The sequence below is a fragment of the Methanobrevibacter gottschalkii DSM 11977 genome (assembly GCF_003814835.1).
GTDB classification, from domain to species: Archaea; Methanobacteriota; Methanobacteria; order Methanobacteriales; family Methanobacteriaceae; genus Methanocatella; species Methanocatella gottschalkii.
Window position 1 is genome coordinate 268,103 of sequence record NZ_RKRG01000003.1, and the last position, 24,176, is coordinate 292,278.

General features: G+C 29.7%; 26 protein-coding genes. 16 read left to right on the plus strand and 10 right to left on the minus strand.

Annotation, left to right across the window (positions count from 1 at the left end; genetic code table 11):
• The first annotated feature begins 2 nt into the window (after positions 1-2).
• From cca to npdG, 3 genes are all read left to right on the plus strand, one after another.
• Complete coding sequence (gene cca / locus EDC42_RS07975) at positions 3-1,358, plus strand: CCA tRNA nucleotidyltransferase (protein WP_069574748.1); 1,356 nt, start codon at positions 3-5, stop codon at positions 1,356-1,358.
• 303 nt (positions 1,359-1,661) lie between these two features.
• On the plus strand, positions 1,662-2,213 hold the full coding sequence (locus tag EDC42_RS07980; protein ID WP_069574747.1) for a DUF2284 domain-containing protein: 552 nt from the start codon (positions 1,662-1,664) through the stop codon (positions 2,211-2,213).
• A gap of 11 nt (positions 2,214-2,224) precedes the next feature.
• Positions 2,225-2,911: an NADPH-dependent F420 reductase gene (gene npdG / locus EDC42_RS07985; RefSeq protein ID WP_069574746.1), complete on the plus strand. Its 687-nt coding sequence runs from the start codon at positions 2,225-2,227 to the stop codon at positions 2,909-2,911.
• A gap of 181 nt (positions 2,912-3,092) precedes the next feature.
• On the opposite strand, the gene EDC42_RS07990 is transcribed toward npdG, so the two are convergent.
• Complete coding sequence (locus EDC42_RS07990) at positions 3,093-3,716, minus strand: CatA-like O-acetyltransferase (protein ID WP_069574745.1); 624 nt, start codon at positions 3,714-3,716, stop codon at positions 3,093-3,095.
• A gap of 74 nt (positions 3,717-3,790) precedes the next feature.
• On the opposite strand from EDC42_RS07990, the gene EDC42_RS07995 reads away from it, so the two are divergent.
• On the plus strand, positions 3,791-5,122 hold the full coding sequence (locus EDC42_RS07995; RefSeq protein ID WP_069574744.1) for an FAD-dependent oxidoreductase: 1,332 nt from the start codon (positions 3,791-3,793) through the stop codon (positions 5,120-5,122).
• A 23-nt stretch (positions 5,123-5,145) separates the two neighbouring features.
• Positions 5,146-6,126, plus strand: a complete 981-nt coding sequence (locus tag EDC42_RS08000; protein WP_069574743.1) for an Mrp/NBP35 family ATP-binding protein — start codon at positions 5,146-5,148, stop codon at positions 6,124-6,126.
• Here the strand turns inward: EDC42_RS08000 and EDC42_RS08005 are convergent.
• The gene (locus EDC42_RS08005; protein WP_069574742.1) at positions 6,113-6,508 is read right to left on the minus strand and encodes a hypothetical protein; all 396 of its coding nucleotides are present in this window, start codon (positions 6,506-6,508) and stop codon (positions 6,113-6,115) included. The genes EDC42_RS08000 and EDC42_RS08005 overlap by 14 nt on opposite strands.
• 33 nt (positions 6,509-6,541) lie before the next feature.
• Positions 6,542-7,411 carry a peptide-methionine (S)-S-oxide reductase MsrA gene (gene msrA / locus EDC42_RS08010; protein ID WP_069574741.1) on the minus strand — a complete coding sequence of 290 codons (870 nt, stop codon included), beginning with the start codon at positions 7,409-7,411 and terminating at the stop codon, positions 6,542-6,544.
• A 79-nt stretch (positions 7,412-7,490) separates the two neighbouring features.
• Here msrA and EDC42_RS08015 point away from each other — a divergent pair, with 79 nt between their 5' ends.
• Positions 7,491-7,685: a hypothetical protein gene (locus EDC42_RS08015; RefSeq protein WP_069574740.1), complete on the plus strand. Its 195-nt coding sequence runs from the start codon at positions 7,491-7,493 to the stop codon at positions 7,683-7,685.
• A gap of 9 nt (positions 7,686-7,694) precedes the next feature.
• On the plus strand, positions 7,695-7,970 hold the full coding sequence (locus EDC42_RS08020; protein ID WP_069574739.1) for a hypothetical protein: 276 nt from the start codon (positions 7,695-7,697) through the stop codon (positions 7,968-7,970).
• A gap of 73 nt (positions 7,971-8,043) precedes the next feature.
• Here the strand turns inward: EDC42_RS08020 and EDC42_RS08025 are convergent, their stop codons facing one another.
• The gene (locus EDC42_RS08025; RefSeq protein ID WP_069574738.1) at positions 8,044-8,352 is read right to left on the minus strand and encodes a hypothetical protein; all 309 of its coding nucleotides are present in this window, start codon (positions 8,350-8,352) and stop codon (positions 8,044-8,046) included.
• A 166-nt stretch (positions 8,353-8,518) separates the two neighbouring features.
• On the opposite strand from EDC42_RS08025, the gene EDC42_RS08030 reads away from it, so the two are divergent.
• Positions 8,519-8,782: a helix-turn-helix domain-containing protein gene (locus EDC42_RS08030; protein ID WP_083234858.1), complete on the plus strand. Its 264-nt coding sequence runs from the start codon at positions 8,519-8,521 to the stop codon at positions 8,780-8,782.
• Between the two features lie 682 nt (positions 8,783-9,464).
• Positions 9,465-14,294 (plus strand): DUF11 domain-containing protein, encoded by a 4,830-nt coding sequence (locus tag EDC42_RS08035; protein ID WP_123833447.1) that lies wholly within the window; start codon positions 9,465-9,467, stop codon positions 14,292-14,294.
• Positions 14,295-14,685: 391 nt separating this feature from the next.
• Here EDC42_RS08035 and EDC42_RS08040 read toward each other — a convergent pair whose 3' ends face one another.
• The 3 genes from EDC42_RS08040 to EDC42_RS08050 are packed head-to-tail and all read right to left on the minus strand — an operon-like array spanning position 14,686 to position 15,899.
• Positions 14,686-14,955, minus strand: a complete 270-nt coding sequence (locus EDC42_RS08040) for a hypothetical protein (protein WP_069572789.1) — start codon at positions 14,953-14,955, stop codon at positions 14,686-14,688.
• 9 nt (positions 14,956-14,964) lie between these two features.
• Positions 14,965-15,408, minus strand: coding sequence for a hypothetical protein (locus tag EDC42_RS08045; RefSeq protein ID WP_069572791.1), 444 nt, complete (start codon positions 15,406-15,408; stop codon positions 14,965-14,967).
• 2 nt (positions 15,409-15,410) lie between these two features.
• A complete protein-coding gene (locus EDC42_RS08050) occupies positions 15,411-15,899 on the minus strand; it encodes a hypothetical protein (protein ID WP_091699586.1) in 489 nt (162 codons plus the stop codon).
• Positions 15,900-16,599: 700 nt separating this feature from the next.
• Here EDC42_RS08050 and EDC42_RS08055 point away from each other — a divergent pair.
• Complete coding sequence (locus EDC42_RS08055; RefSeq protein ID WP_069572796.1) at positions 16,600-18,342, plus strand: Na+/H+ antiporter NhaC family protein; 1,743 nt, start codon at positions 16,600-16,602, stop codon at positions 18,340-18,342.
• Positions 18,343-18,382: 40 nt separating this feature from the next.
• Here the strand turns inward: EDC42_RS08055 and EDC42_RS08060 are convergent, their stop codons facing one another.
• Positions 18,383-19,093: a RecB family exonuclease gene (locus tag EDC42_RS08060; RefSeq protein WP_069572798.1), complete on the minus strand. Its 711-nt coding sequence runs from the start codon at positions 19,091-19,093 to the stop codon at positions 18,383-18,385.
• A gap of 88 nt (positions 19,094-19,181) precedes the next feature.
• Between EDC42_RS08060 and EDC42_RS08065 the strand changes: the two genes are divergently transcribed.
• The 3 genes from EDC42_RS08065 to EDC42_RS08075 all read left to right on the plus strand — a co-directional run bounded on the left by EDC42_RS08065 (position 19,182) and on the right by EDC42_RS08075 (position 20,632).
• Positions 19,182-19,688: a hypothetical protein gene (locus EDC42_RS08065; RefSeq protein WP_069572800.1), complete on the plus strand. Its 507-nt coding sequence runs from the start codon at positions 19,182-19,184 to the stop codon at positions 19,686-19,688.
• A 21-nt stretch (positions 19,689-19,709) separates the two neighbouring features.
• On the plus strand, positions 19,710-20,252 hold the full coding sequence (locus tag EDC42_RS08070; protein ID WP_069572805.1) for a flavodoxin family protein: 543 nt from the start codon (positions 19,710-19,712) through the stop codon (positions 20,250-20,252).
• A 140-nt stretch (positions 20,253-20,392) separates the two neighbouring features.
• The gene (locus tag EDC42_RS08075; RefSeq protein ID WP_069572807.1) at positions 20,393-20,632 is read left to right on the plus strand and encodes a 4Fe-4S dicluster domain-containing protein; all 240 of its coding nucleotides are present in this window, start codon (positions 20,393-20,395) and stop codon (positions 20,630-20,632) included.
• 148 nt (positions 20,633-20,780) lie between these two features.
• Here the strand turns inward: EDC42_RS08075 and EDC42_RS08080 are convergent, their stop codons facing one another.
• Positions 20,781-21,077, minus strand: a complete 297-nt coding sequence (locus EDC42_RS08080; RefSeq protein WP_069572809.1) for a putative quinol monooxygenase — start codon at positions 21,075-21,077, stop codon at positions 20,781-20,783.
• A 119-nt stretch (positions 21,078-21,196) separates the two neighbouring features.
• Between EDC42_RS08080 and EDC42_RS08085 the strand changes: the two genes are divergently transcribed.
• Genes EDC42_RS08085 through EDC42_RS08095 form a run of 3 tightly spaced genes read left to right on the plus strand, consistent with a single transcriptional unit; the run spans position 21,197 to position 23,356 of the window.
• Complete coding sequence (locus tag EDC42_RS08085; RefSeq protein WP_069572811.1) at positions 21,197-21,889, plus strand: iron-sulfur cluster assembly scaffold protein; 693 nt, start codon at positions 21,197-21,199, stop codon at positions 21,887-21,889.
• Between the two features lie 2 nt (positions 21,890-21,891).
• Positions 21,892-22,893 (plus strand): GGGtGRT protein, encoded by a 1,002-nt coding sequence (locus tag EDC42_RS08090; protein WP_069572813.1) that lies wholly within the window; start codon positions 21,892-21,894, stop codon positions 22,891-22,893.
• 43 nt (positions 22,894-22,936) lie between these two features.
• Positions 22,937-23,356, plus strand: a complete 420-nt coding sequence (locus EDC42_RS08095; RefSeq protein ID WP_069572815.1) for an NUDIX domain-containing protein — start codon at positions 22,937-22,939, stop codon at positions 23,354-23,356.
• Positions 23,357-23,370: 14 nt separating this feature from the next.
• Here the strand turns inward: EDC42_RS08095 and EDC42_RS08100 are convergent, their stop codons facing one another.
• A complete protein-coding gene (locus tag EDC42_RS08100; protein ID WP_069572817.1) occupies positions 23,371-24,168 on the minus strand; it encodes an amidohydrolase family protein in 798 nt (265 codons plus the stop codon).
• Positions 24,169-24,176: the final 8 nt, after the last annotated feature.

Here is a 24,176-nt window from a genome sequence, read left to right on the forward strand (position 1 = left end):
TCATGGATTATAGTTTAATATTAAATGATATAAAACCAACAACTGATGAAACAAAAGAAATTAATGAAGTTTCATCAAGAATAATTAATTTTTTACAAGTTTTGTGTGATGAAAATAACATAAATGCTAAAGTTAATCTAGTTGGTTCTGTCGCTAAAAACACGGCTCTTAAAGGCAAATCCGACATTGATATTTTTATAGCATTTCCATTAGATACTGATAAATTGTATTTAAAGGAAACTGGTCTTGATTTAGCTCATAAATGTTGCAGGGAATTTAAAAGCGTTCCAGAACATCATTTTGCATCACACCCTTATGTAACTGCAGATATTGAAGGTTATGAGGTGGATATTGTCCCATGCTATGCAATTGAAGACGGAAGCCAGCTAAAATCTGCAGTGGATAGAACAATATTGCACACTCGTTTTGTTAAATCTAATTTGGTTGAAGGACAGGAAGATGAAGTTTTACTATTAAAGCGTTTCATGGCAATGACTGGAACATATGGTTCTGAATTTAAAGTTGGTGGATTTGCAGGTTATTTGTGTGAATTATTAATTATTCATTATGGAACTTTTGAAAATACATTAAAATCAGCTATTAACTGGCAATATGGCCATGTCATTGATTTGGAAAATTATGGAACTTCCAGATTATTCAATGATCCTTTAATTGTTATTGATCCAACTGATATGAATCGCAATGTTGGAGCTGCACTTAGAATTAATAAATTATCTGAATTTATTCAATCTGCTCGTAATTATATATTCTCGGATAATAAAAAAAACTATTTTTATCCAATAAAACGAAATTTAAACAAAAATGAATTAATTAAGGAGTTTAATACTAGAAATAGTGATATTATTGCTATTAAATTCAATGTTCCGAATATTCCTATTGATACTCTTCATCCCCAGCTTAAAAAAACAACGGAAGCTCTTGAACGTAAGTTAAATGATGAGGAATTCAATGTTTTTAAGGCAGATTATTGGAGTGATGAATTGTTTTCTTGTGTAATTTTACTTGAAATGGCATCATCAAACTTAAATGATATTAAAGTTAATGTAGGACCTAAAATATTCTTTAATAAAGCATGTGAAAATTTTGTTAAAAAATACGGTCGTGAAAATTGTTATATTCAAGAGGATTTCTTAGTTCACACACAAAAAAGGGATTTTAATAATGCTTTAAAATTAATCGAACATATTTTTACTTCTGAACACATTGGTCTTATTAAAGTTGGTAAAAACCTTAAAAAGAGCATTATTAACACTTATGAATTCATTGATCTTGATGAAATTTCTAGTGAGGAGTTCTTGGATGATTTTATCCATCCAGGACAACATATAATTAGATGATTCTATGCATGATAATAAACTGAAATAGTTTTAATTGTAAATTCTTCAAAAAAGCAATTAATAGGTTACTTTACCTATCATTATCAGTAACTTATTTTAAAATGCTTAATAATTTGCATGCATGTTTTCAGTTTTTTACCTGAATGATGTCTGCAGTTTTTAGGCTCATATTAGTATTGTTTGTGGAATGGCAGTAGGTTCTATAATAGGATACTTATATATCAATTATTATCTGAACAAACATCGTAATTATTTCAATTAATTTAGAAACTTTTATTATATAAATTATCCAAATTATTAATTATGTCTGAGATTAAAAAGTTAACTGCAGATGTTGATGTCGGGGAATATTTTGAAAAGTATGTTGATTTTGAAAAATTTTCAAAACTTTGCATTGAAGAACAGGAAGAGTTAGGGTATAATTGGAACTATCCTCCCTTTGATTTTGATGTAGAAGAATTATGGAAATCATATAACAAACTTAAAATTATTGCTTTTAAAATTGATTTTTCAAAAGAAGAATTGGACCATACCTTTGAAGAGAAAGAACTGGAATTTGTTTTAAAAAGATTTGAGCGTATAAAAGGCAGATTAATGAATGATGTTTATATGCTTGAAAATGAAGATTCAATGGGATTATATATGGGCAAATGCAATCTCTGCATGAGATGTACAAGGGAATTTGGAATGCCTTGTAAAATGCCAGTTAAAATGAGGTATGCATTTGAAGGATTAGGTGCAGATGTGGATAAAACTATTGAGGACTTATTTGGATATAAGATACTTTATGCTCATAATGGTAAACTGCCTGAATATTTAATATTTGTTGGTGGATTGCTGTATGATAAAAAATAGAAGGTGATAAAATGATTGTAAGTGTTATAGGTGGAACTGGACCACAAGGCCTTGGAATCGCAGAAAGACTAGCTATTGCTGGATTAGAAGTAATTGTTGGTTCAAGAAAAGAAGAAAAAGCATTAGACATAGTTGCAAAAGCTAAAGAAGAATTTGCTGACTATGACTTGAACATGACTGGTATGGCAAATGAAGATGCTGCAAAAGCAGGCGATGTATTGATTATCACCGTCCCATTAGCTGCTCAAAAACCGACTCTTGAGGGAATCAAAGAATTCTGTAATGATAAGATTGTTATGGATGCAACTGTACCTTTAGAAACAGCTATTGGTGGAAAACCATTTAGATTCGTTGATTTGATGGAAGGGTCTGCTGCTGAAAGGACAGCTTCTATATTAAAAGGAACTGGTGCAAAAGTAATATGTGCATTTTGTAATATTTCAAACTCACATCTTGCAAACATTCCAGAGGAAATTGACTGTGACTGTTTAATTGCAGGTGATGATAAGGAATCTAAAGAAATTGCAGCTGAAATTATTGATAAAATACCTGGAGTCAAAACAATTGACTGTGGCATTTTAGAAAAAGCACGTATTATCGAAAAAATCACTCCATTGTTAATAGGATTAAACATTAAATACAAATCCCATTACGGTGGTTTAAGAATTACAGGAATTCCTGCTCTTGATAAGGAATAACTGATTAATGCTGATTTATTTAAGGCATCAATAGTTAGATAATATTGATGTTTCCTTAAATGAATCATCAACTTTTTTTGATTGTTTTTTTAAAATATTCTGCAAGTATTGTGGCAAAAAATCTATTATCTAATTCAAACTTGCAGATATTGGATATTCTATAAAGAGTGTCAGCATAAATCTAAAATTTATCAAACTCTTTTTGAGCATTTTCATAAAAATATCCTAATTCACGTCCATTAACAAAAATATGGCTTACCGTAATGGATATGCTCATTTCATACTTTTCATTAACTTTTCCCCAAGTAATTAATGGCTGAATTTGGTTTCCGGATAAAACACAGTTTGTAATCATATCAAAGTCAACCCAAGGAATGCATGAAAAGTTTGCAATATTTTCCAAATCTCTTTTTTCCATTTCAATAGTAAATCCTTCTTCTTTTCCACTTAAAATATTTTTTGAGTAATCTTTTATATAATCATGCCATTTTAAAATGTCATTAAACTCCTGTGGTGTTTTGACTCTCATTTCTCTATAAATTTTATTTCCTTCATCCATTATTGGACTTACGCCATCAAGATAATCATGTTCAATAGCTTTTCCATTAATTATTCTTCTTTTAAGTTCTGGAACTGAATTTACAGCATTCATTAAACAGCCAAGACTCATGATAAAAAATGATTTATTGTTTTCATGACACCACTTCCATAATTTTTCAACGTTTATTTTAGCACTCATTGAGTATCTTGCTGATAGAAAATTAATAAACGGATTTTCATCTAAATTGAATTTGATTTCTTTCATTGTATAACCTTAATCTTTTTATATTATTTTTTTATATATATTATAATGTATAAATCATATGTGGTTTTGATAAGATGAAAGTTATTATTGTAGGTGGTGGAGCTGGGGGTATATCTACAGCTTCAAATATTCGTAAACTTGATGAAAATATTGAAATTACAGTCATCACAAGAGATAATAAAGTAGCATATTCCCCATGTGCTATTCCTTATGTATTGTCCGGTACAATCGAATCTTTTGATGATATTGTAATGAGAACTCCTGAAGATTATAAAAATAAAAATATTGATGTTATTATTGAAGCAGAAGTTACAGCTGTGGATTCTAATAAAAAAACAGTTACCTATCAAAAAAATGGTAAAGAAACTGTCATGGATTATGATAAATTAGTTCTTGCAACTGGCGGTAATCCTTTTATCCCTCCAATGCAGGGTGTTGATTTGGATGGTGTATTCAGAATTCGCAATATTGATGATGGTATGAAAGTTCAGGAAGCTTTAAAAGATGCTAAATGTGCAATTGTCACTGGTGCAGGCTTAATTGGTATTGAAATTGCATTTGCACTTAAAAAAAGAGGTTTAAATGTTATTTTAAGCGAAATGTTACCTCAAATAGTTCCAAGGTCTCTTGATAAAGATATGTCTGATATTCTGGTGAAATATCTTGAAATGGAAGGAATCCAAGTTGTTTTAGGAAAACCTATTACTAAATTAATTGGTGATGGAAAAGTTGAAAAGGCATGCTTTGGAGATGAAGATATCTATGATGCAGACATGGTTATCATGGCCACTGGTGTTAGAGCTGAATTGGATTTAGCTGAAATGGCCGGCTGTGAAATTGGAAGATGGGCAATTCTTGTCAATGACAGAATGGAAACTTCAGTAGAAGATGTTTATGCTGTTGGAGATTGTGTGGAATCTAAAGATTTAATTTTAGGTTCAAATACTATTTCTCAATTAGGCACTACTGCAGTTCGTGAATCTAAAACATTAGCTCGTACTATTTGTGGTAAAAAATCTAAATTTAATCCGGTTTTAAACTCAATGGTTTCAAAAGTTGGGGATCTGGAATTTGGTGCAGTTGGATATACTACTAGTTTTGCACAACAAAATAGAATCATGCCTGTTGTACAAAAGGTACAAGCACTTACAAGAGCTCGTTATTATCCTAATGCTAAACCAATGGATATTAAAGTTATCTGTGATGGGAACGGAACTATTATTGGTTGTCAAATCATAGCGGAAGAAAGAGTAGCTGAAAGAATTGACACTATGACTTTAGCTATTACTGAAGGTTTAACATGTTTTGATTTAAGTAATATGGAATTTGCTTATGCACCACCTGTTTCAATGGTTACAGACCCATTAATACTTGCTGTTGAAGAAGTAAGTAAAAAATTCAGTTAAATAAAAATTTTGGAGATGATAAAATGGCGGCACATGGACATGGTCATCATGGTCACGGAGGCCAAATGACACCTGAACAGCAAAAACAAATGATAGAACAAGATTTAAGACTGGCTAAAAATTTAGGCCAAATCAAACATAAAATTGTTGTTATGAGTGGGAAGGGTGGAGTAGGAAAATCCACTGTTGCAGCAAATATTGCTGAAACTTTACAAAAATTAGGTTTTAAAACAGGTATTTTAGATGCAGATATTCACGGTCCGAATATTCCTAAAATGTTGGGTGTGGATTTATATGGTGAACAATTCAATGAATACCAATTCAAGGTATTTAAAGAAATTACTGAATCTGGAATGGCAGATAAGGACTTCAAAAATGATGAAGAAAAATTAGCATTCATTGAAGCTAAAAAAGAAGAATATAAACATTCCATGTTTCCAGTAGTAGCTCCAAGTGGTCTTAAAGTAATGTCTATGGCATTCTTGTTGGATGGTATTGACAGACCTATTATTTGGAGAGGACCTCAAAAAACAGGTGCTATTAAACAATTAATTTCAGATGCTCATTGGGGTTCACTTGATTATTTAATCATTGATAACCCGCCAGGAACTGGAGATGAACCATTGACCGTTTTACAGACTATTCCTGATGCAGATGCAGTTATTATGGTAACTACTCCTAATGTTGTATCTCAAGAGGATGTTTTAAAATGTGTAAAAATGGTTGAAATGATGAATATCAAACAAATTGGTCTTATTGAAAACATGGCTTACTATATTTGCCCACATTGTGATGAAAAACTTTACATATTTGGTGAAGGTAATGGTGAAGCATTTGCAGAAGAAATGGAAATCACTTACTTAGGCGATTTGCCGATTGAAGAAAAAGTTTCTGATGCACCAAATAATGAAGGGGCAATTTCTGTAATTGATCCTAATGATGAAGTTTCAAAAAGATTTGTTGAAATTGTTAAAGATATTCAAAAAGAGTTTATAAAAGAGTAGGGTTAATAATATAACTTACTCTTGCAATATTTACAATATATCCTAAGAAATTAGGATCCTTTTTTAATTTTTTAAAGTAATCTAATTTTTCAATTATATATTCCTTATTTTCAGCCATATCATTTAGTGAAAAATAATCCATTGCGATAATGTACTCTTTTTCATCTGTATAAATTGGAACTAAATACTCTCCGTCATTTGCATAAGGAATCCTCACAGGTTTTCCATTTTCAATAGATATTATAAATTCTTTATTTCTGATATAACCTTTAATTTCTTCTTCTGTTTTATTAATTGCAGTTTTATTTTGGTTTTCACCATGCATATAAATCATATTAATATGATTTTTCAATTCAGGATGTTTAATTTCTTTTAATTTCATCATATCATATTTTATTTTTTATAATTAAATAGTTTATTCAATTTCATCTTTTGGTATGAATCTTAAAGCAGATGAATTTATGCAGTATCTGGGACTTCCTCCGGGACCATCATAGAATAGGTGCCCTAAATGGGAGTTAGATTTAGCGCTTCTAATTTCTATACGTGTGGTTCCATGGGAATAATCTCTATTTTTTATAACTGCTTCTTTATTAATCGGTTTTGAAAATGATGGCCAACCGCATCCTGAGTCGAATTTGTCCTGTGAAGAAAATAAAACTTCACCGCTAACAACATCTACATATACACCATCTTCAAAAAAGTTTGTATATTTGCCACTAAATGGCGCTTCTGTCATGGATAGCTGTGTTATTTCATACTCCTCTTTAGTTAAGTGGTTAAATTCTTCATTGTTTATTAGATTTAAATCAACATGACAGTATCCTTGAGGATTTTTCTCAAGATATTTTTGATGATACTCCTCAGCAGCATAAAAACAGTTAATTGGAGATAATTCAATAGATATTCTATTTGATTCTAATTTTTGTTTATCTTTTATAAATTTTAAAATAATATTCTTTTGCGGATTTTCCTGCCAGTAAATTCCTGTTCTGTACTGGGTTCCAATATCATTTCCCTGGCGATTTTCACTAAATGGATCAATTATTTTGTAATAATTTTCTAAAATTTCTTCTAATGTAATTATTTTAGGATTGTATGTTACTTTAACAGTTTCTGCATGCCCAGTTTTTCCGCTACAAACTTTTTCATATGTTGGTGCTAAATCTCTACCATTGGCATATCCAACCTCAGTTTGATTAACTCCTTTTAATCTGGAAATGAATGCCTCGACACCCCAAAAGCATCCCCCAGCCAAGTAAATAACTTTTTGATTTGCAAACATAATATATAATTTTATTTTCAAACATAAAATATTTTTATTATGTAATCTATAATTATTAAATAAAATTGGAGGAAATTCTATGTTTTATAGTACAATAATGAAAATTGATTCAATTGATAGATTGAGGGATATCAGAGATGCATTGCTCGTTGAACAGGGTATTAATCCTACCCGTCAAGGAGAGCAGGCTATAAAAGTCGTTGTTGAAAGAATTGACGAAATTCAAGCTACATTAGATAAGTCTGCAACTAAAAATTTAAACAGAAATAGATAAGTGATTCTTGTGATAAGACGTGTAACAAGTGGCAGACGTTTACTTAGAAAAAGAATGTATAAATCACCACATGCCCGTCATAAAAATGCCACATATCATCGGGAAAATAAAAGCCTTGTTAAAATTCATCAAAATAAGTTTAAAGATATGAACGGTCCTAATATAAAACCTAAAAGAAGGCCTAAACGTGAAGTTCTTGATGGATTTAAAATGTCTTATAGATATAAATATTACAATAGGGATATTGTAGAAGAAACTGAAGAATCAGATGAGAAATCTGATTAGTTCTTTTGTTTCAACTTTTTTTAAAAATAAAATAAGTAATTAATTCAATCTAGTTAAAGAATTTGCCGGATTATTAAATGCTGTTGTTTATACGATTTATTTTATCTTCTTCTTTTGATTTAAGATATTCAAAAATGTGTTTCCCTTCATCTGTTAGGGAATATAATTTTCCTTTGTGAATATTCGGTGTTGCGCAATAAACAATATTCTGTTTTTTTAATTGTGATAATAGATTACTAATATGATTTGTGCGAACGCCAATAGCATCTCCCAATTCTTTTGGAGTATATAAATTATATTCCATATATAATATTATATTTTTCCTGTGTTCTGATCCTTGAACATATGCTATTTTTTCTAATAGTTTTTTATCTCTACACATATGCTATACTTTTGTTTTACTTTAAAGGCATGGATATATATAATATTTAACATAAATAGTACATTAATAGCAAATTCATAATACACTTAAATATTTCATTTAAAAATCATTATTTTATTGGTTTAAGATTTATGTGTAATGTAGTAAATTAAATTAGGGTGTTTTGTTGGATAATTCAGTTAAGTATATTTTAAAATCGTCTTATCGTGTTCGTGTTCTTCAGGCAATCGGTCATGATGTAAAAACACCCTCCCAAATTGCAAAAGATAGTTCCGTGTTAAATAATCATATTAGCAGAACATTAAGACAATTATACGAACATGATTTAATAGAGTTGATTAATCCTGAAATGCATTGTGGCAGATTGTATAGACTTACTGAAAAGGGTCTGGTTGTTTTGAGTATTATTAATAATGAATCTGTCCAATAATTTGATTTTTGAATAGCTTTTTTCAAAAAAGATTTTTTTCGTTTTTGGACAGGGTTGATGGAATTTCAAAATTAGTTTTATACTTAAATTTCACTTTTTAGATATTTTTACTTGTTTTTTAGTGTGGTTTTGCTTAAATTGTTGTTTGTTTATCATGTATTTTTTGTTTAAATAGGTGTTGTGCTTAATTTTTCAGGTATTTTTGGCATATGCTGCTCTGTTTAATTAGGAGTTATAAGTGTTTTTGATTAGTATCAATTGTGATTTGTTTAATTTTGCTCGTTTTGTGGTAGATTTTATTTTCAGGAGACTGTTGGTCTGTTAAGGATATATGTATAAAATCTCTGAAATGAACCAATATGTAAAAATCATTCAAAAATCAGTTTACAAACAAAATTTTTTTGAAAATTAATCATCCAAACATATAACAAAACCCGTCAAAAATACGAATATTAAATCAACAATAATAAAAATGATAATATTGGCTCCGTATTTTTAAAAAATTTTCATGCTAAAACTAAATTACTTAAACATAAAAAATTAAAAACAAAAAATTACACAAGTTTTTGAAAGAGTCAAGAGCCCAAAGTGCCTAGAGTATTTATATTATGAATAATAAAATTTAATAAAGAAAAATAGTATGAATTTATACTTTTTTTCTATTGTAATTTGGAGGTAATTTATGAAATTATTTAACAATAATTTTATATCTGTATTATTAATATTATTCGTTTTAGTTCTTGCTGTTAATTCAGTTAGTGCTACTGATAATAATATTACGGATATAAATAATGTTAATTCTAATTTATCCAATGTATTGAAAAGTTCTTCTAGTTTAAATGATGGAGATGCTATTTCATATGATTTAATGGATAATAAAGATGTTATTTCTCAAAAATTTTCTTCAAATAGTAATACAAATGATAAGTCAAATATGTCTGATGTGGTTGATTCTATTGAATCTGTTGCAGAACCTACTAGTTTGGATAGTCCTATACTCAGGTCTGTTGTTCCTAGCGGCATTACATTTGATGGAGTTTTCCATGTTGGTACTGGACAACAATATTCAAATATACAAGACGCATTAGATCAATGTAGGAGAGGCGGATATAATTATCAAATTATTATACATGAAGGTACATATACTGGATATGGTAATAAAAATTTAGTTATTGAGCCTACTACTTGGTGGAACCCTAATTTTGGTTACTTGGATATTAGAACTGCAAATGATGGTGATGTGGTAATATTAAATGCAGAAAGATCTCCAAGCATTTTAACTATTAATTCTAGAAATGTTCATATTACTGGATTGACATTTATGAATGCTTATAATTATGGTAGTGGTGGAACATCTGGTGCTGGTGTTGCTATAAATATTAGGAAAGGAACTGTATCTATAGATAATTGTTCTTTTATTAATAATGAAGCTAGAAATCTTTGGGGAGGTGCAGTCCATATTGATTCAAGTATAACAAATCGTATTTCTAATATAGATATTACAAACTCTTTATTTGTTAATAATAGTGCTGAGGTAGGTGGAGCATTCCGTTCTGAAAGATATTCTAGTAATATTAATATAATTAATACTACATTTATTAATAATACTGCTACTGAACATGGTGGTGTAGCATGTTTATTTAGTACAGATGTGACATTTGCAAATTGTACTTTTATAAATAACTCTGCTCCTTCATCTGGAGGTATTCATTTTCATGTTGGCGGATCACATATCGATAATTGTACTTTTATAAATAATAGTGCTTATGGTACTGGTTCTTCTGAAGAAGGTTATGGTGGAGCTATTGCGTTAGTTTATAGTACTAGTGATGGTGTTATTATTTCTAATTCTAGTTTTTCCAATAACTTTGCCGGTAAATATGGTGGTGCCATTGATGTAAATGGCAGTGGTAGTAATGCTAAAATATTGAACTGTAATTTTGAAAACAATACTGCCGGTTATGGTGGCGCTATCCGTGTTCAAGGTTCTAACACTGTTATTGATAATAACAGTTTAATTAATAATAAGGCTATTAATACTGATGGTGGTGGAATTCATGTTGAAGGTAGTAATACTCAAATTTCAAATACTATTTTTAGAAATAATTCTGCTGCTGCTAATGGAGGTGCTTTAGCTATTGTTGCTGGTGATAATACATTTGTTTCCAATTCAGTCATTGCTAATAACACTGCTGTGAATGGTGCGGGTGCTTATATTCAAGGAAGAAGAGTAACTATATCCGATTCTATTGTCGCTAACAATACTGCAGACCAAAATGGTGCAGGAGTTTATATTGATGGAAGTTATGCTACTATAAAAGACTCTACTATTTATAATAATAATGCTACTGTTAATGGTGGTGGAGCTTATATAAATGGTAGGGATGCTACTATCTCCAATGTTAACTTTGTGTTAAACAATGCTATTCCTGATGAAGAAGCTTTGGATGATGGTCTTGGTGGAGCTATTTTTATTGCTGGTAGTAATAGTTATATTGAGGATAGTAATTTTACTTATAATACTGCTCGTAATGGTTCTGCTATTTATATAGATCCGACAAGTTCTATAGCAAATAATTATATTTATAACTGTAATTTCACTGAAAATCAAGCTTGGAGTTATTGGTTACCTATTTTCTATAATGATGTAACTAAAACTATTGAATCTAATTTAACTGGTGGAAATAATATATTAAATGCTATTTACAATAATGGAAGTAACTTACATATTTTCATTGATGGCGTAAATCCTGTTTTGGGATGGGAAAACTCTCAAAATGGTACAATAATGTATCAAGATAACCGTGAGTTTAATCAAACTATTGTAACTCTTGTTTGGGATAGGCATGGTAATTTAGTATTTAATGAAACTGCAGTTACTGATTTAGCAGGTAATGTTTGTTATGATATTCCTCAAGATACACATTTATGGTTTATAGTTAGTATGACTCATTTAGAGGATACTTATTATAAAGAAATTACTAATATTACGGGTATTAATATTAATCCTGGTTTGACTATTACTGATGTAACTATGTATGAGGGTAATTCAACTCCTCAAACAATATATATTGTTTTAGCTGATGATGATGCTAATCCTATACCAAATGAAGGTCCAATCATGATTTATGTCATGGTTAATGGTAATAAGATTCTTCTTGGTAGTGGTAATACTAGTAAGAATGCAGTATTGATTCTTAATGAAAGTGCTGTATTTAAAACATTAAATCCCGGCAATTATACTATTATTGCAGAATGTACATATGCATATTATAATGAAACTACTCAATCCATATCTAATAAAACTGTATCAACTGAAGGTATTTTAGAAGTTCTTCCATATATCTGGAGTCTTAATAAAACTATTTCTCATGTTAATGGTATTCCATATATTGAGGGTATGGTTATCCAGATAAATGATAATGTTACTTTTAATATAACTGTATTTAATGAAGTTAATACTACGTTATATGGATTAAAATTAATTGATTTAAATACTGAAGGATTAAGTTATGTTTCTACTTTACCTTCCAATTGGAATTATGAAGGTAATAATGTATGGACATTAGATAATCTAGTTAATTATGGAAATTCATCATTATTTGTTACTTTTAAAGTACTTAAAACTGGTAATTTAACTAATATTGTTAATTGTAGTTTTCTTGATGGTTTTAAAAATAAAAGTGCTAACATTACTTTTGCAGTTAATTTAACTGCTGATTTGGGTGTTAGTAAGGTTGTTAATGTTTCTAATCCTAATTACGGTGATTTTATTAAGTATACTGTAGTTGTTTCTAATGCTGGTCCTGATGATGCTACTGGTGTTGTTGTTAATGAGACTTTGCCTGTGGGTTTGGTTTATGTTAGTGATGATGCTAGTGTTGGTAGTTATGATCATGTTGCTGGTTTGTGGACTGTTGGTAGTTTGGCTAAAGGTGATAGTGCTACTTTGATTGTTGTTGTGCGTGTTGGTGGTACTGGTAATATTCAGAATTTTGTGAATGTTAGTGGTGCTGAGTATGATAATAATACTGGTAATAATAAGGCCAATGTTACTGTTGCTGTTAATGCTAGTGCTGATTTGGGTGTTAGTAAGGTTGTTAATGTTTCTAATCCTAATTACGGTGATTTTATTAAGTATACTGTAGTTGTTTCTAATGCTGGTCCTGATGATGCTACTGGTGTTGTTGTTAATGAGACTTTGCCTGTGGGTTTGGTTTATGTTAGTGATGATGCTAGTGTTGGTAGTTATGATCATGTTGCTGGTTTGTGGACTGTTGGTAGTTTGGCTAAAGGTGATAGTGCTACTTTGATTGTTGTTGTGCGTGTTGGTGGTACTGGTAATATTCAGAATTTTGTGAATGTTAGTGGTGCTGAGTATGATAATAATACTGGTAATAATAAGGCCAATGTTACTGTTGCTGTTAATCAGCTTAAAACTTATATTATCGTTTTTAATAATACTGTTTATCCTGGTGATGATGTTACTGTTATTGTTACTGTTACTACTCAAAACGGTTCATTATTTAATGGTAATGTTAATGTTGCTTTAAATGATACTGCAAACACTACTAAAGTGGTTACTATTGTTGATGGTACTGGTAGTTTTAAGGTTACAGTTGATAAAAATCTTGTTAATGGCTATGTAATTGGTATTAATGCTAGTTATGATGGTAATGATACTTATATTGGATCTAAAGGTTTTGGTTGGATTAAGGTTTTACCAGTCAAATTCCATGTTGAAAAAACTATTGTAAAAGGTAATGAATTTTTCATTGGTGATGAGATAATATTTAATATTACTGTTTATAATGATTGTAATGGTACTTTATACAATTTAGTTGTTAGTGATGTTCTTCCTAATGGTGTTGTGCTTATTAATAGTGGTTTTGGGCTTTGGACTTATGATGGTGGCTCTTCTTGGAGTTATGGTGATTTAAGTGCAGGCGCTAGTGCTACTTTGATTATTAAGTCTAGTGCAGTTAAAGCTGGTAGTTTCACTAATGATGCTAAAGCTACAGTAAATGATGTTCTTGATAATAGTAGTTTGGTTGATTTCAGTATTTCAAAATTAAATACTAGTATCAGTGTATCTAATGTTACAGGGCATCCTGGTGATGTAGTTGTTATAACTATTAAAGTTAGTACTGGAGATAATGTTCCGTTTAATGGTGATGTTGATGTTATTTTACTCGATGGTAAAAAAATTATTGTTCATGTAACTAATGGTATTGCTAAGTTTAAATGGACTATTCCTAAAAATGCTAAGAATAATACTATATTTAGTATTTTCGTATCATTTGCTGGTAGTTCAAAATACTTTGGATCTAATAATACTGGATTTATCAAAGTAATTGATAATAAACAAAACAAAACTAATCATACAGATAACAATGATTTTACTGATAAATGTAATAAAGGGATTATTAAAAATACTGGTAATCCATTATTAGTTTTATTAATTTCAATTGTTATTTTGGTTATATCATTAAAACGTAGAAAAGACTATTAAACATGTAAAAATTTTACTATTTGGAGTTGGAGAATTTTTATTCTCCTTTTTTCTTTTTTTGAACAATTACTAATATTTCAGATGGTCGAATTTTTAGTTAAAAAAGTTGTTGAAAGAAATTTTGGTTAAAATTGATATAAAAGTTCTTATTTTTTATTTTAGAGTTTTTTACCGAAAGTTTATACATAATGAGTTATGGCATATTTTTATGGAAATTTGATAATAAAATTGAGGAATATTTAGAGTTTTTTCTGAAATTGCCGAAATAAAAATATGGAAAATATATAGAGGTAAAAAGGTTAAATGCACAGTTAAATAACATTTGCATATAATTTTTTAATGAAAAATTGAATGTAATAAAGTTCAGTTTAAACTTTATACATAAAAATAGTTATTTTAATAATTCTTCTTTTAAAATAATTTTATTTTTAGAATGTATGTCTAAAATAATGCCGGAAAATTCATCATCGTTATTTGCAAGCTTTTTAAATAATTCAATTGAAACTTCATAAGGTATATAATCAGCTAATTTTAAGTATTCAAAACCCTTTTTGTATTCTTCCATGTTTGAAAATACAATTATTTTAAAATCATCAAGACTTCCAGTAACAAGAAAATCTTTTTCATGACCTTCACCTATTGTAGGGCAAATAAAGTTCATTTTAAACACCTAAAAACTCGCATTTCTATCCATATTAAAGTTCTGTGAATGTGGATTAATTACAAATCCTTGAAAATATTCATCTTCATCAGCTAGTTTAGATATGTCTTCTGGACTGAGGACATTCATCTCTAATTTATCTAAGAATAATTTGGATATTTTTGCACTTCCAATAGCATATTCTCTAATATCTGTAAAAATTGGAATAATATATTTTTTGCTTTTTTCAGTTAAAGTTAATTTAACAGGTTTTCCACTCTCATCCACTAATGTAAAATAAATCTCGTTAGGAAATGTGTTTTTAATATTTTTTTTGATAACTTCAAGCTCAAGAGCATTTTCGCTCTTGAGTTTTTTGGCCATATCTGCATATATTTGAATATATTCCTTTAATTGGCTTTTTGAAGCTTTCACATTATTTTTTTGGTAATCTTCGTAATCTTTAATATTCATATTTATTCACAACATTCGTGAACATCTTCACCACCGATTACAAAATCCCATTGTGGTGCATTAATGGCAAGTCCAATGAATTCTTCATCTTCAGCATATTCAGAAACAATTTCATTACCAGTTTTTTTATCACAAACAAATTCATTTTCTTCAAATTGTTCTTTGAAAAGTTCAATAGCTTTATTTGCTTCTTCTTCATCAGTAAAAACAGGAATAACAAATTCCTCTACTTCTTCATCTTCTTCACTTATAATTAATGCAACAATTTCTTTTTGTTCACTTTTAGCATTAGATACAATAATGAATTCTTCGCTGAAAACAATGTGTTCAATATCATGATAAATGTTACCTAATTGTTCGATTTGTTCTTTGTGCTCTTCTTCAAATGTGTCATCAAGTTCTTCTGATTCGCTTAATGCCGCTTCAATCTTTTCGTTTAAATCATCATCAATTTCAATAAATTTTTTAACTAATTCTTTAAGTTCGCTCATTATATCACCGTATGTGTAATAATCATTAAAATAAGTTTTTTTTTTAAAACAAATGAACATTCTCTTCCTAAACACCACTAAAGGAATGCAAACGAATGCTCATTTCAACCATCACCATTGTTCATATTATAAAAAAATAGTATATAACAATATGAACAATAATATTTTTATTTTCAACCTATATAAAGTTTAAGGTTCAAAATTAGCTTTCAGTAGCTTTTATTAAGGGATATATAAGTTTATTTGTATTAACATCATTATTGTTTTTTTCATAATATTTTATAAATTTTCTTTTTAATTAGTCAATTTTTATTTTCCTTTGAATATACTGGGTGGTTTGATGAATAATGTTTATAAGTGTAAAAATGGTTCAGGTAGAAGATGTTCTATGTTTTTATGAATTATATGTGCCGTTATAATTTTAATGATTATTTTTTTGAATTTTTTCATGTGATTCAAAATATCTGAATTTTGAATTTAAAAATTTTAAAATTTATCTTAAAATTCAATATATTTATATAATTTTTAGTTAATTCATAAATTTTAAATGTTAAATCTTTTATATTATTAGAACTAAAATAATTGTGTACATTATAAGTTAATTTTAACGATTGTACATTAATAGCTAATTTATTCAATTAAATTAGATTAATACAATTGAACGGTTTATTTTAATAAATGTAAGGAAAATGGTGTGATAATGAATATTAATAATAATATGAAGTTGGGTCTAATTGCAGCTATATCTATTATAGCTCTTTTTGTTTTATCTTTATGGATTTCCCAAACACCTGCTAATGATGATAATTCTATTCGTTTTGGTATTTTAACATTATTGCCGCCTTTAGTAGCTATTGGTTTGGCGTTTATTACTAAAGAAACAATCTTGTCATTATTTATGGGTGTATTTGTGGGGGAATTTATGTTGTGTGTAAATGATTTAAATATTGTTTCCACAGCAATTAATGCATTTTTACAAATGGGTTCTCAAATCATCTCATGTATGGCTGATCCTTGGAATGCAGGTATTATTCTTCAATGTTTACTTATTGGAGGTATAATTCAACTTGTAACAAAAATGGGTGGAGCAAAAGCTCTTGCAGATACATTTGCTAGGAGAGCGGATACTCCAAGAAAAGCTCAATTATTCACTTGGTTTTTGGGATTATGTGTATTCTTTGATGATTACGCAAACTCTTTGATTGTTGGTCCTATTATGAGACCAGTTATGGACAAACTTAAAGTATCTAGGGAAAAATTAGCATTCATTGTAGATGCAACTGCAGCTCCTGTTGCAGGTATTGCTATTATTTCTACTTGGATTGGTTTGGAAATCAGTTTAATCGCTGCTGGATTTGAATCTGTTGGTGTAACTAATGTCACAGGTTTCGGTATATTTTTACAAACTATCCCATACAGGTTCTACAACATTTTCATTTTACTTTTCATAGTTATTTCATCAATAACTTTATATGAATTTGGGCCAATGAAAAAAGCGGAACAAACTGCACGTAAAAGAAAAGAAAATGAAGAAATCATTGTTCCAAATGCTCCTGGTTTTGATGAGGTTAAACCAGTTGAAGGAATTAAATTATCTATATGGAATGCAATTATACCTATTGGTACTTTAATTATAGGTGCTCTTATTGCATTCTATTGGAGTGGATACACCACTATTTTAGGTGGAGAGGATCAAGCTCTCATTGCTATAATGAAATCATCTCCATTATCATTTAATGGTGTTTTTACTGCTTTATCACAATCTGATGCTTCCGTTGCTCTTTTCCAAGCTGCACTTCTTGCTTCTATTGTGGCTATAGTGATGGCTGTTGGTGAGAGAATACTCACTATTGAAGATGCAATCTCTGAATGGATTGGAGGTATGAAAACTATTGTTATTACTGGTGTAATATTGCTTCTTGCTTGGTCTTTAGGTGGAGTAATTGGTGATGTTGGAACTGCTAATTATTTGGTGGGTGTTCTTAAGAATACATTGCCTCAATTTATTGTTCCTGCATTAATCTTTATTTTAGGTGCTTTAATTTCATTTGCGACAGGTACTGCATATGGTACTATGAGTATTTTAATGCCTTTGGCAATTCCATTGGCTTGGGCAGTAGGTAGTGGTGACATGTCATTTACTATTGTCTGTACTAGTGGTGTATTGACTGGAGCTATCTTTGGTGATCACTGTTCTCCTATTTCAGATACAACAATTTTATCATCTATGGGAACTAGTTGTAATCATATTGATCATGTTCAGACACAAATTTATTATGCAATATTCGTTGCATCTGTTGCTATCTTCATCGGTTACATCCCAGCAGGTTTAGGAATCCCTTGGTTCATTTCAATTCCTATTGGTGTTGTTGTAATGTATGTTGGACTTAAAATTTTAGGTCAAAAAGTAGATTTTGATGAAGTTGAGGAATCATCCTCATAGCTTCATTATTTTTTTAATTTTTAATAAAATTCAGGTTTTCCTAAAAATATGCATCACAAAGATGTTTATAAGTGCAATATTTGCATAAAAATTGTTTTTTAGCTGGGAACTTTTCATTATTGATGTTATTTCTGACTTCATGAAGTGTTTTGATTGCTTCATCGATTTCTTTATAATTTAAATATTTACGTTTATTTTCTTCATCACAAATATCAAGTAACCTTAAACGACCATTTTTAGTAAAGAAAACTCCCACACGTGAAACCGGTTTTCTGCAAACATTTTCAACAAGCAACTTATAATAACAAAGTTCACGACGATATTTTGAAAAAGAACTTGAATTGGAAGTCTTATAATCAATAACAACTAATTCACCATTTTCATCTTCTAAAATAATATCACAGATTCCAGAAAAACGATTTTCTTCATCAAGTAAATATTCTTCCTGTGAATAGAGTTTAAAATCATTTTCAACAAACACTTCTTCAAAAAAAGAACTTAGATTATCAACATGCGGTGTTAAATCATATCCGATATCCTCTTCATGAACTATTTTTAAAAGTTCATTATCAATATCAATATTATCTAGGTTATCACCAAACTTTTTAGCAAATTTTTCAGCGATTAAATGAACATCACTTCCAAGAGCCATATATTTGTTTTGCGGAACTTCAACTTCATCAATATATTGAAATTTAAACTCAAGCGGACATTTTAAATATGTATTAACTTTTGATTTTGATAATTTCATAGGTACAGTTTTATTAAAACTTTTTTAAATAAATTATTATTATTTTAAATACTTTAAATTATAATAATATAAAGTAGGTGAAATTATAATGAAAAGATTATACGCCTTACTTATTATATTGATTGTTATTTATATTGGGATTAATTCATTCAGTTTGATTTTCAATGATAATGGAACTAATGATGCCAATGATGTTAATGAAAGTATGATAACTGTAGGAGCAAGTAGTTTGCCCGAAATTGAAAACTTTACAGACAATACTTTAAATGATACAACTATTAGTTTAGTTGATTCAAATAAAAATATGACAATTCTAGTTTCAGAAATTGATAATTCCCAATCAATTAGTGATATCTTCAATAATTTTGTAAGCAGTAATGATATTAGTTCAACTCAGACTATTGATCAAAATGGTGTAACAACTTATTTGGCATACAGCAGTGGAAGTGATTCATATAATGCTGATATTTTCTTTAATAAAAATGGTCAAAATTATTGTATTAGTGGAGATAATATTTTATCTTCAGATAGTGATTACTTTATAAATCACTGTAAAGGTATTATAGATGCAATTAGTATAAATTCAACTAGTTAAATAAATTTGGGGAGTAATTTTATGAAAATTGTAGCACTTCAAGCAAGTCCTCGTAAAGATGGAAATTGTGATGTATTAATGGATGAAATGATTAGAGGTATTGAAGAGAATGGTGGAAAAGTAACTAAATATTATTTGGAAAATCAGGAAATTGCACCATGTAAAGCCTGTTTATACTGTGCTGAAAATCCGGAATGTGTACGTGCAGACGATGGAAACAAAATATTGGATGAAATGATTGAAGCTGATGGAGTAATATTTGCAACTCCAGTTTACTATGGTCAAATGTCTGCTCAAGGTAAATTAATTATTGATCGTTTTTACAGTATTGGCCAAAACCCTAATAAAAGTTTATCTGGTAAAGCAGCATTGATTTTCACTGAAAACCAACCAGAACATACTTATGATAGTTACATTGAGCTTACAAAAGCATCTCCATTTGAATTTATGGGTTATGATGTAATTGGACATGTGGATGCAGGTAATGCAGGTCCAGCAGGTATTGTTGCCGAAGAACAAAAAGATAAATTAAAAGAAGCATACGAGCTTGGTTTAAAATTTTAAACCTTATTTTTTCTTTTTTTTTAATAATGTTATCTTTTTATATGATTTTTATCATTTGTTTCAATTATTTCTAAATCGGCTTGTTTATAAAAAAACTGTTTAGATAAATTTTAATTACTATTTTTAATAAATATTACTTTATGGGATTAAGTTCATTTTTTAAAAGAGTAAAAAAAGATGCCAAAAACGAAGAAATTGTTGAATGTCACATTGACATCAATACGGATGATTGTGATGGATGTGAAAAATGTGGTATTGCATGTCCAAATAATGTTTTTATGATGGTTGATAATGTTTCTAAAGTACGTGATTCTCAAGTCTGTAAAAATTGCAAAATATGCATGGCAATTTGTCCTAATGATTGTATAACTGTTAACTAATTTTTAATATTTACATTCATCACATTATAGTAAATACATCATAAATTATTTTTATAGCTTTTATCGAACAAAGTAATATAACTAATTATTTTTTCAAAATACTAAAAATATAATAAGAAATCTCATTATTTTGAAGTTAGCATATACATTATATTTCTATTTTATTAGCTTCAATAAGTTGAATATCATTGCTTTCAATAAATTCTTCACAGTCTGCATTAAAATTTAAAAAGTGCGGTGAAGCCATGTGTTTTTTAAGATATTCCGGACTTTCCCATTTTTCAACAAAAGTCAATGAATCATCTTCACTGGATTTCAATAATTGGTAATCAATATTACCTTCTTCAAGTAAAGATTCATAAATTAATTCTTCTGCAAGTTCTAAGATACTGTCTTGACAACCTTCCTTAGGTTGAATTTTTGCTAAAACAAGTAAAAAATCCATATTTAAACACCAATTTTTAGTATTGTTTTTATATTACTTAAATTATTTTAATTAATTTTCATAAAATACATTAATAAAAAAAGAAATATATTAGTCTAGTAAAATATTGGAGAAAGAAGATGATATATTCAACAGAAATTGAAAATATGTGTCTTGTTCGCAAAGGTGCAAATCATGACCCTGCTCCAATCCCTGAAGAGGGTAAATGGGTTAAAGCAAAAGAAATAAGTGATATTTCTGGTTTTACACATGGTATTGGTTGGTGTGCACCGCAACAAGGTTGTTGTAAATTAACATTAAATGTTAAAGATGGAATTATTGAAGAAGCATTAATTGAAACTTTAGGATGTTCAGGAATGACTCACTCAGCAGCTATGGCTGGTGAAATTTTAGTTGGAAAAACTATTCTTGAAGCATTAAACACTGATCTTGTTTGTGATGCTATTAACACTGCAATGCGTGAATTATTCTTACAAATTGTTTATGGGAGAACTCAATCTGCATTTTCAGAAGGAGGTCTTCAAATTGGCGCTGGACTTGAAGATTTAGGAAAAGGTCACAGAAGCCAAGTCGGAACAATTTACTCAACAAAAGAAAAAGGCCCAAGATATTTGGAATTAACTGAAGGTTATATTACTGAAATCGGGCTTGATGGAGATAATGAAATAATAGGTTATAAATATATCAATCTTGGAGTCATGCTGGATTTTATTAAAGAGGGTATTGACCCATTGGAAGCTATAAAAAAAGCTACTGGTCAATACGGAAGATTTGATGATGCAGTTAAAAAAATAGATCCTAGGAGTGAATAAGTATGAGTCTGTTTGAAAGTTATGAAAGAAGAATTAATCAAATCACTCCGGTTTTAGAGAAATATGGGATTAAAGACCTTGAAGAAGCAAAACAGATATGTCTTGACAAAGGTTTTAATCCATATGATATTGTAAAAAATGTTCAACCGATTTGTTTTGAGAATGCATGTTGGGCATATACTCTTGGAGCTGCAATTGCCATTAAACAAGGCTGTGTGAAAGCTTCTGATGCTGCAAAGGCAATTGGTGAAGGTTTACAGGCATTTTGTATTCCTGGAAGTGTTGCAGATGACCGACAAGTAGGATTGGGTCATGGTAATTTAGCATCAATGCTTTTGAGTGATGAAAGTGAATGTTTCGCATTTCTTGCAGGTCATGAAAGTTTTGCAGCTGCTGAAGGAGCTATTGGTATTGCAAACTCTGCAAATGAAGTACGCAAAAAACCTTTAAGAGTTATTTTGAACGGTCTTGGAAAAGATGCTGCATTAATTATTTCTAGAATTAATGGTTTTACTCATGTTGAAACAGAATTTGATTATTTCACTGGTGAAGTAAAAATAGTTAAAGAAAAAGCATATTCCGATGGTGAAAGGGCAAAAGTAAGATGTTATGGTGCTGATGATGTGCGTGAGGGTGTAGCTATTATGCATTTGGAAGGAGTTGATGTATCGATTACAGGTAACTCAACCAATCCGACACGTTTTCAACATCCCGTAGCCGGAACATATAAAAAAGAATGCATTTTACAGGGTAAAAAATACTTTTCTGTTGCATCTGGTGGAGGAACAGGTAGGACTTTACACCCAGACAATATGGCAGCGGGTCCTGCTTCATATGGTATGACTGATACACTTGGAAGGATGCATTCTGATGCTCAGTTTGCAGGTTCTTCATCAGTTCCCGCTCATGTGGAAATGATGGGATTAATAGGTATGGGTAACAACCCAATGGTTGGTGCATCTGTTGCAGTTGCAGTAGCTGTTGAAAAAGCAATGAAACAATAAAAAGGGGAATTATTCCCTAACTATATTTTTTTGGAGAATTAATATGTCCACTTTATGGGGTTTAACTGCAAGAGGAATTTGCCAGTTCAATGATAAAATTTTACTTTTGAAAATTAGATCTAATTCGGCTCATGATGCTGAGAAATGGGAAATTCCCGGTGGTAAAGTTAAAAAATGCGAATTTTTTGATGATGCATTAAAAAGAGAATATCTTGAAGAAACTGGTTTGGAAATTGATGTTCAGGAACTTTATAATGTAGTTCGAAATGATTATACTGCCTGCAAGACAAAAGAAGATGTCAAATCAATTCAATTAATAATGAAAGTATCATGTGATAATGATGAAGTTAAAATAAGCGGAGAACATGATGATTTTGGATGGTTTAGCTGGAATGAAATAGATGAAATGATTGCTGGTGAATTATTAACACCTGCAGCAATCATGGCCTTTAGTAAGGATTAACTTCTTTTTTATTTTTAAATCAAACCTAGTATTTTTGCGGCATTCTCATATAAAATTTGAGATTTTTCTTTTTCAGTTAAATCAAGTTTATTAAAATACTCCATTTCACTGACAGATTCCCACATAGGATAATCAGTTCCCCATAACACTTTATCCGCACCATATGCATGAATTAGATTTACTGCAGTTTCAGGAGTTAAATCATATAAACTGGAACTTAAATCAACATATAAATTTGGAGTTCCAGCTAATTTTTCAGTAGCTTCTTCCCATACACTCCAACCTGCAAAATGAGCACCAATAAATGTTATATTAGGGAATTTATCCAAAAATGGTTTTATTTGATCAGGATTGGAATAATTATATCTGAAATCTCCACAATGAACCATCAGAGGTACATTACCTTTATTCACAACGTCTCCAATCTTAAATGCGCGTTCTTCATTCATCGCAAATTGCTGAAAATCAGGATGTATTTTAACTCCTTTAAGGCCAAGTTCAATTAAATAATCAAAATCACCTTGAATATCTTCACTATCCGGGTGTAGAGTTCCAAATCCTGTAAATATATCTGGATGAGTATTTACAGATTCAGCAATAAATTCATTAATGGATTTTACTTGTTTTGGAGTTGTTGCAACTGAATGGATTAAATAATGAGTAACACCAACTTTGTTACCATCTTCTATTAAACCACTTACTTTTCCATTTAAAGACATATCTAAATCATAAAAATCTTTAATTCCAACAACTGCCTTTGATGCTATTTTTTCTGGATAAATATGGCAATGTGCGTTTATAATTTTTTGCATATAATTAA

What these genes read in the sequence shown, in the direction of transcription:
- EDC42_RS08095 (WP_069572815.1), top strand. Translation starts at nt 22,937, where the DNA reads ATGTCCACTTTATGGGGTTTAACTGCAAGAGGAATTTGCCAGTTCAAT.
- EDC42_RS08065 (WP_069572800.1), top strand. Translation starts at nt 19,182, where the DNA reads ATGAAAAGATTATACGCCTTACTTATTATATTGATTGTTATTTATATT.
- EDC42_RS08040 (WP_069572789.1), bottom strand. Translation starts at nt 14,955, where the DNA reads ATGAACTTTATTTGCCCTACAATAGGTGAAGGTCATGAAAAAGATTTT.
- EDC42_RS08090 (WP_069572813.1), top strand. Translation starts at nt 21,892, where the DNA reads ATGAGTCTGTTTGAAAGTTATGAAAGAAGAATTAATCAAATCACTCCG.
- EDC42_RS07995 (WP_069574744.1), top strand. Translation starts at nt 3,791, where the DNA reads ATGAAAGTTATTATTGTAGGTGGTGGAGCTGGGGGTATATCTACAGCT.
- EDC42_RS08080 (WP_069572809.1), bottom strand. Translation starts at nt 21,077, where the DNA reads ATGGATTTTTTACTTGTTTTAGCAAAAATTCAACCTAAGGAAGGTTGT.
- EDC42_RS08055 (WP_069572796.1), top strand. Translation starts at nt 16,600, where the DNA reads ATGAATATTAATAATAATATGAAGTTGGGTCTAATTGCAGCTATATCT.
- EDC42_RS08060 (WP_069572798.1), bottom strand. Translation starts at nt 19,093, where the DNA reads ATGAAATTATCAAAATCAAAAGTTAATACATATTTAAAATGTCCGCTT.
- EDC42_RS08035 (WP_123833447.1), top strand. Translation starts at nt 9,465, where the DNA reads ATGAAATTATTTAACAATAATTTTATATCTGTATTATTAATATTATTC.
- EDC42_RS08100 (WP_069572817.1), bottom strand. Translation starts at nt 24,168, where the DNA reads ATGCAAAAAATTATAAACGCACATTGCCATATTTATCCAGAAAAAATA.
- EDC42_RS08070 (WP_069572805.1), top strand. Translation starts at nt 19,710, where the DNA reads ATGAAAATTGTAGCACTTCAAGCAAGTCCTCGTAAAGATGGAAATTGT.
- EDC42_RS07980 (WP_069574747.1), top strand. Translation starts at nt 1,662, where the DNA reads ATGTCTGAGATTAAAAAGTTAACTGCAGATGTTGATGTCGGGGAATAT.
- EDC42_RS08045 (WP_069572791.1), bottom strand. Translation starts at nt 15,408, where the DNA reads ATGAATATTAAAGATTACGAAGATTACCAAAAAAATAATGTGAAAGCT.
- EDC42_RS08005 (WP_069574742.1), bottom strand. Translation starts at nt 6,508, where the DNA reads ATGAAATTAAAAGAAATTAAACATCCTGAATTGAAAAATCATATTAAT.
- EDC42_RS08025 (WP_069574738.1), bottom strand. Translation starts at nt 8,352, where the DNA reads ATGTGTAGAGATAAAAAACTATTAGAAAAAATAGCATATGTTCAAGGA.
- cca (WP_069574748.1), top strand. Translation starts at nt 3, where the DNA reads ATGGATTATAGTTTAATATTAAATGATATAAAACCAACAACTGATGAA.
- EDC42_RS08075 (WP_069572807.1), top strand. Translation starts at nt 20,393, where the DNA reads ATGGGATTAAGTTCATTTTTTAAAAGAGTAAAAAAAGATGCCAAAAAC.
- EDC42_RS08050 (WP_091699586.1), bottom strand. Translation starts at nt 15,899, where the DNA reads ATGAGCGAACTTAAAGAATTAGTTAAAAAATTTATTGAAATTGATGAT.
- EDC42_RS08000 (WP_069574743.1), top strand. Translation starts at nt 5,146, where the DNA reads ATGGCGGCACATGGACATGGTCATCATGGTCACGGAGGCCAAATGACA.
- EDC42_RS08085 (WP_069572811.1), top strand. Translation starts at nt 21,197, where the DNA reads ATGATATATTCAACAGAAATTGAAAATATGTGTCTTGTTCGCAAAGGT.
- npdG (WP_069574746.1), top strand. Translation starts at nt 2,225, where the DNA reads ATGATTGTAAGTGTTATAGGTGGAACTGGACCACAAGGCCTTGGAATC.
- EDC42_RS08015 (WP_069574740.1), top strand. Translation starts at nt 7,491, where the DNA reads ATGTTTTATAGTACAATAATGAAAATTGATTCAATTGATAGATTGAGG.
- EDC42_RS07990 (WP_069574745.1), bottom strand. Translation starts at nt 3,716, where the DNA reads ATGAAAGAAATCAAATTCAATTTAGATGAAAATCCGTTTATTAATTTT.
- msrA (WP_069574741.1), bottom strand. Translation starts at nt 7,411, where the DNA reads ATGTTTGCAAATCAAAAAGTTATTTACTTGGCTGGGGGATGCTTTTGG.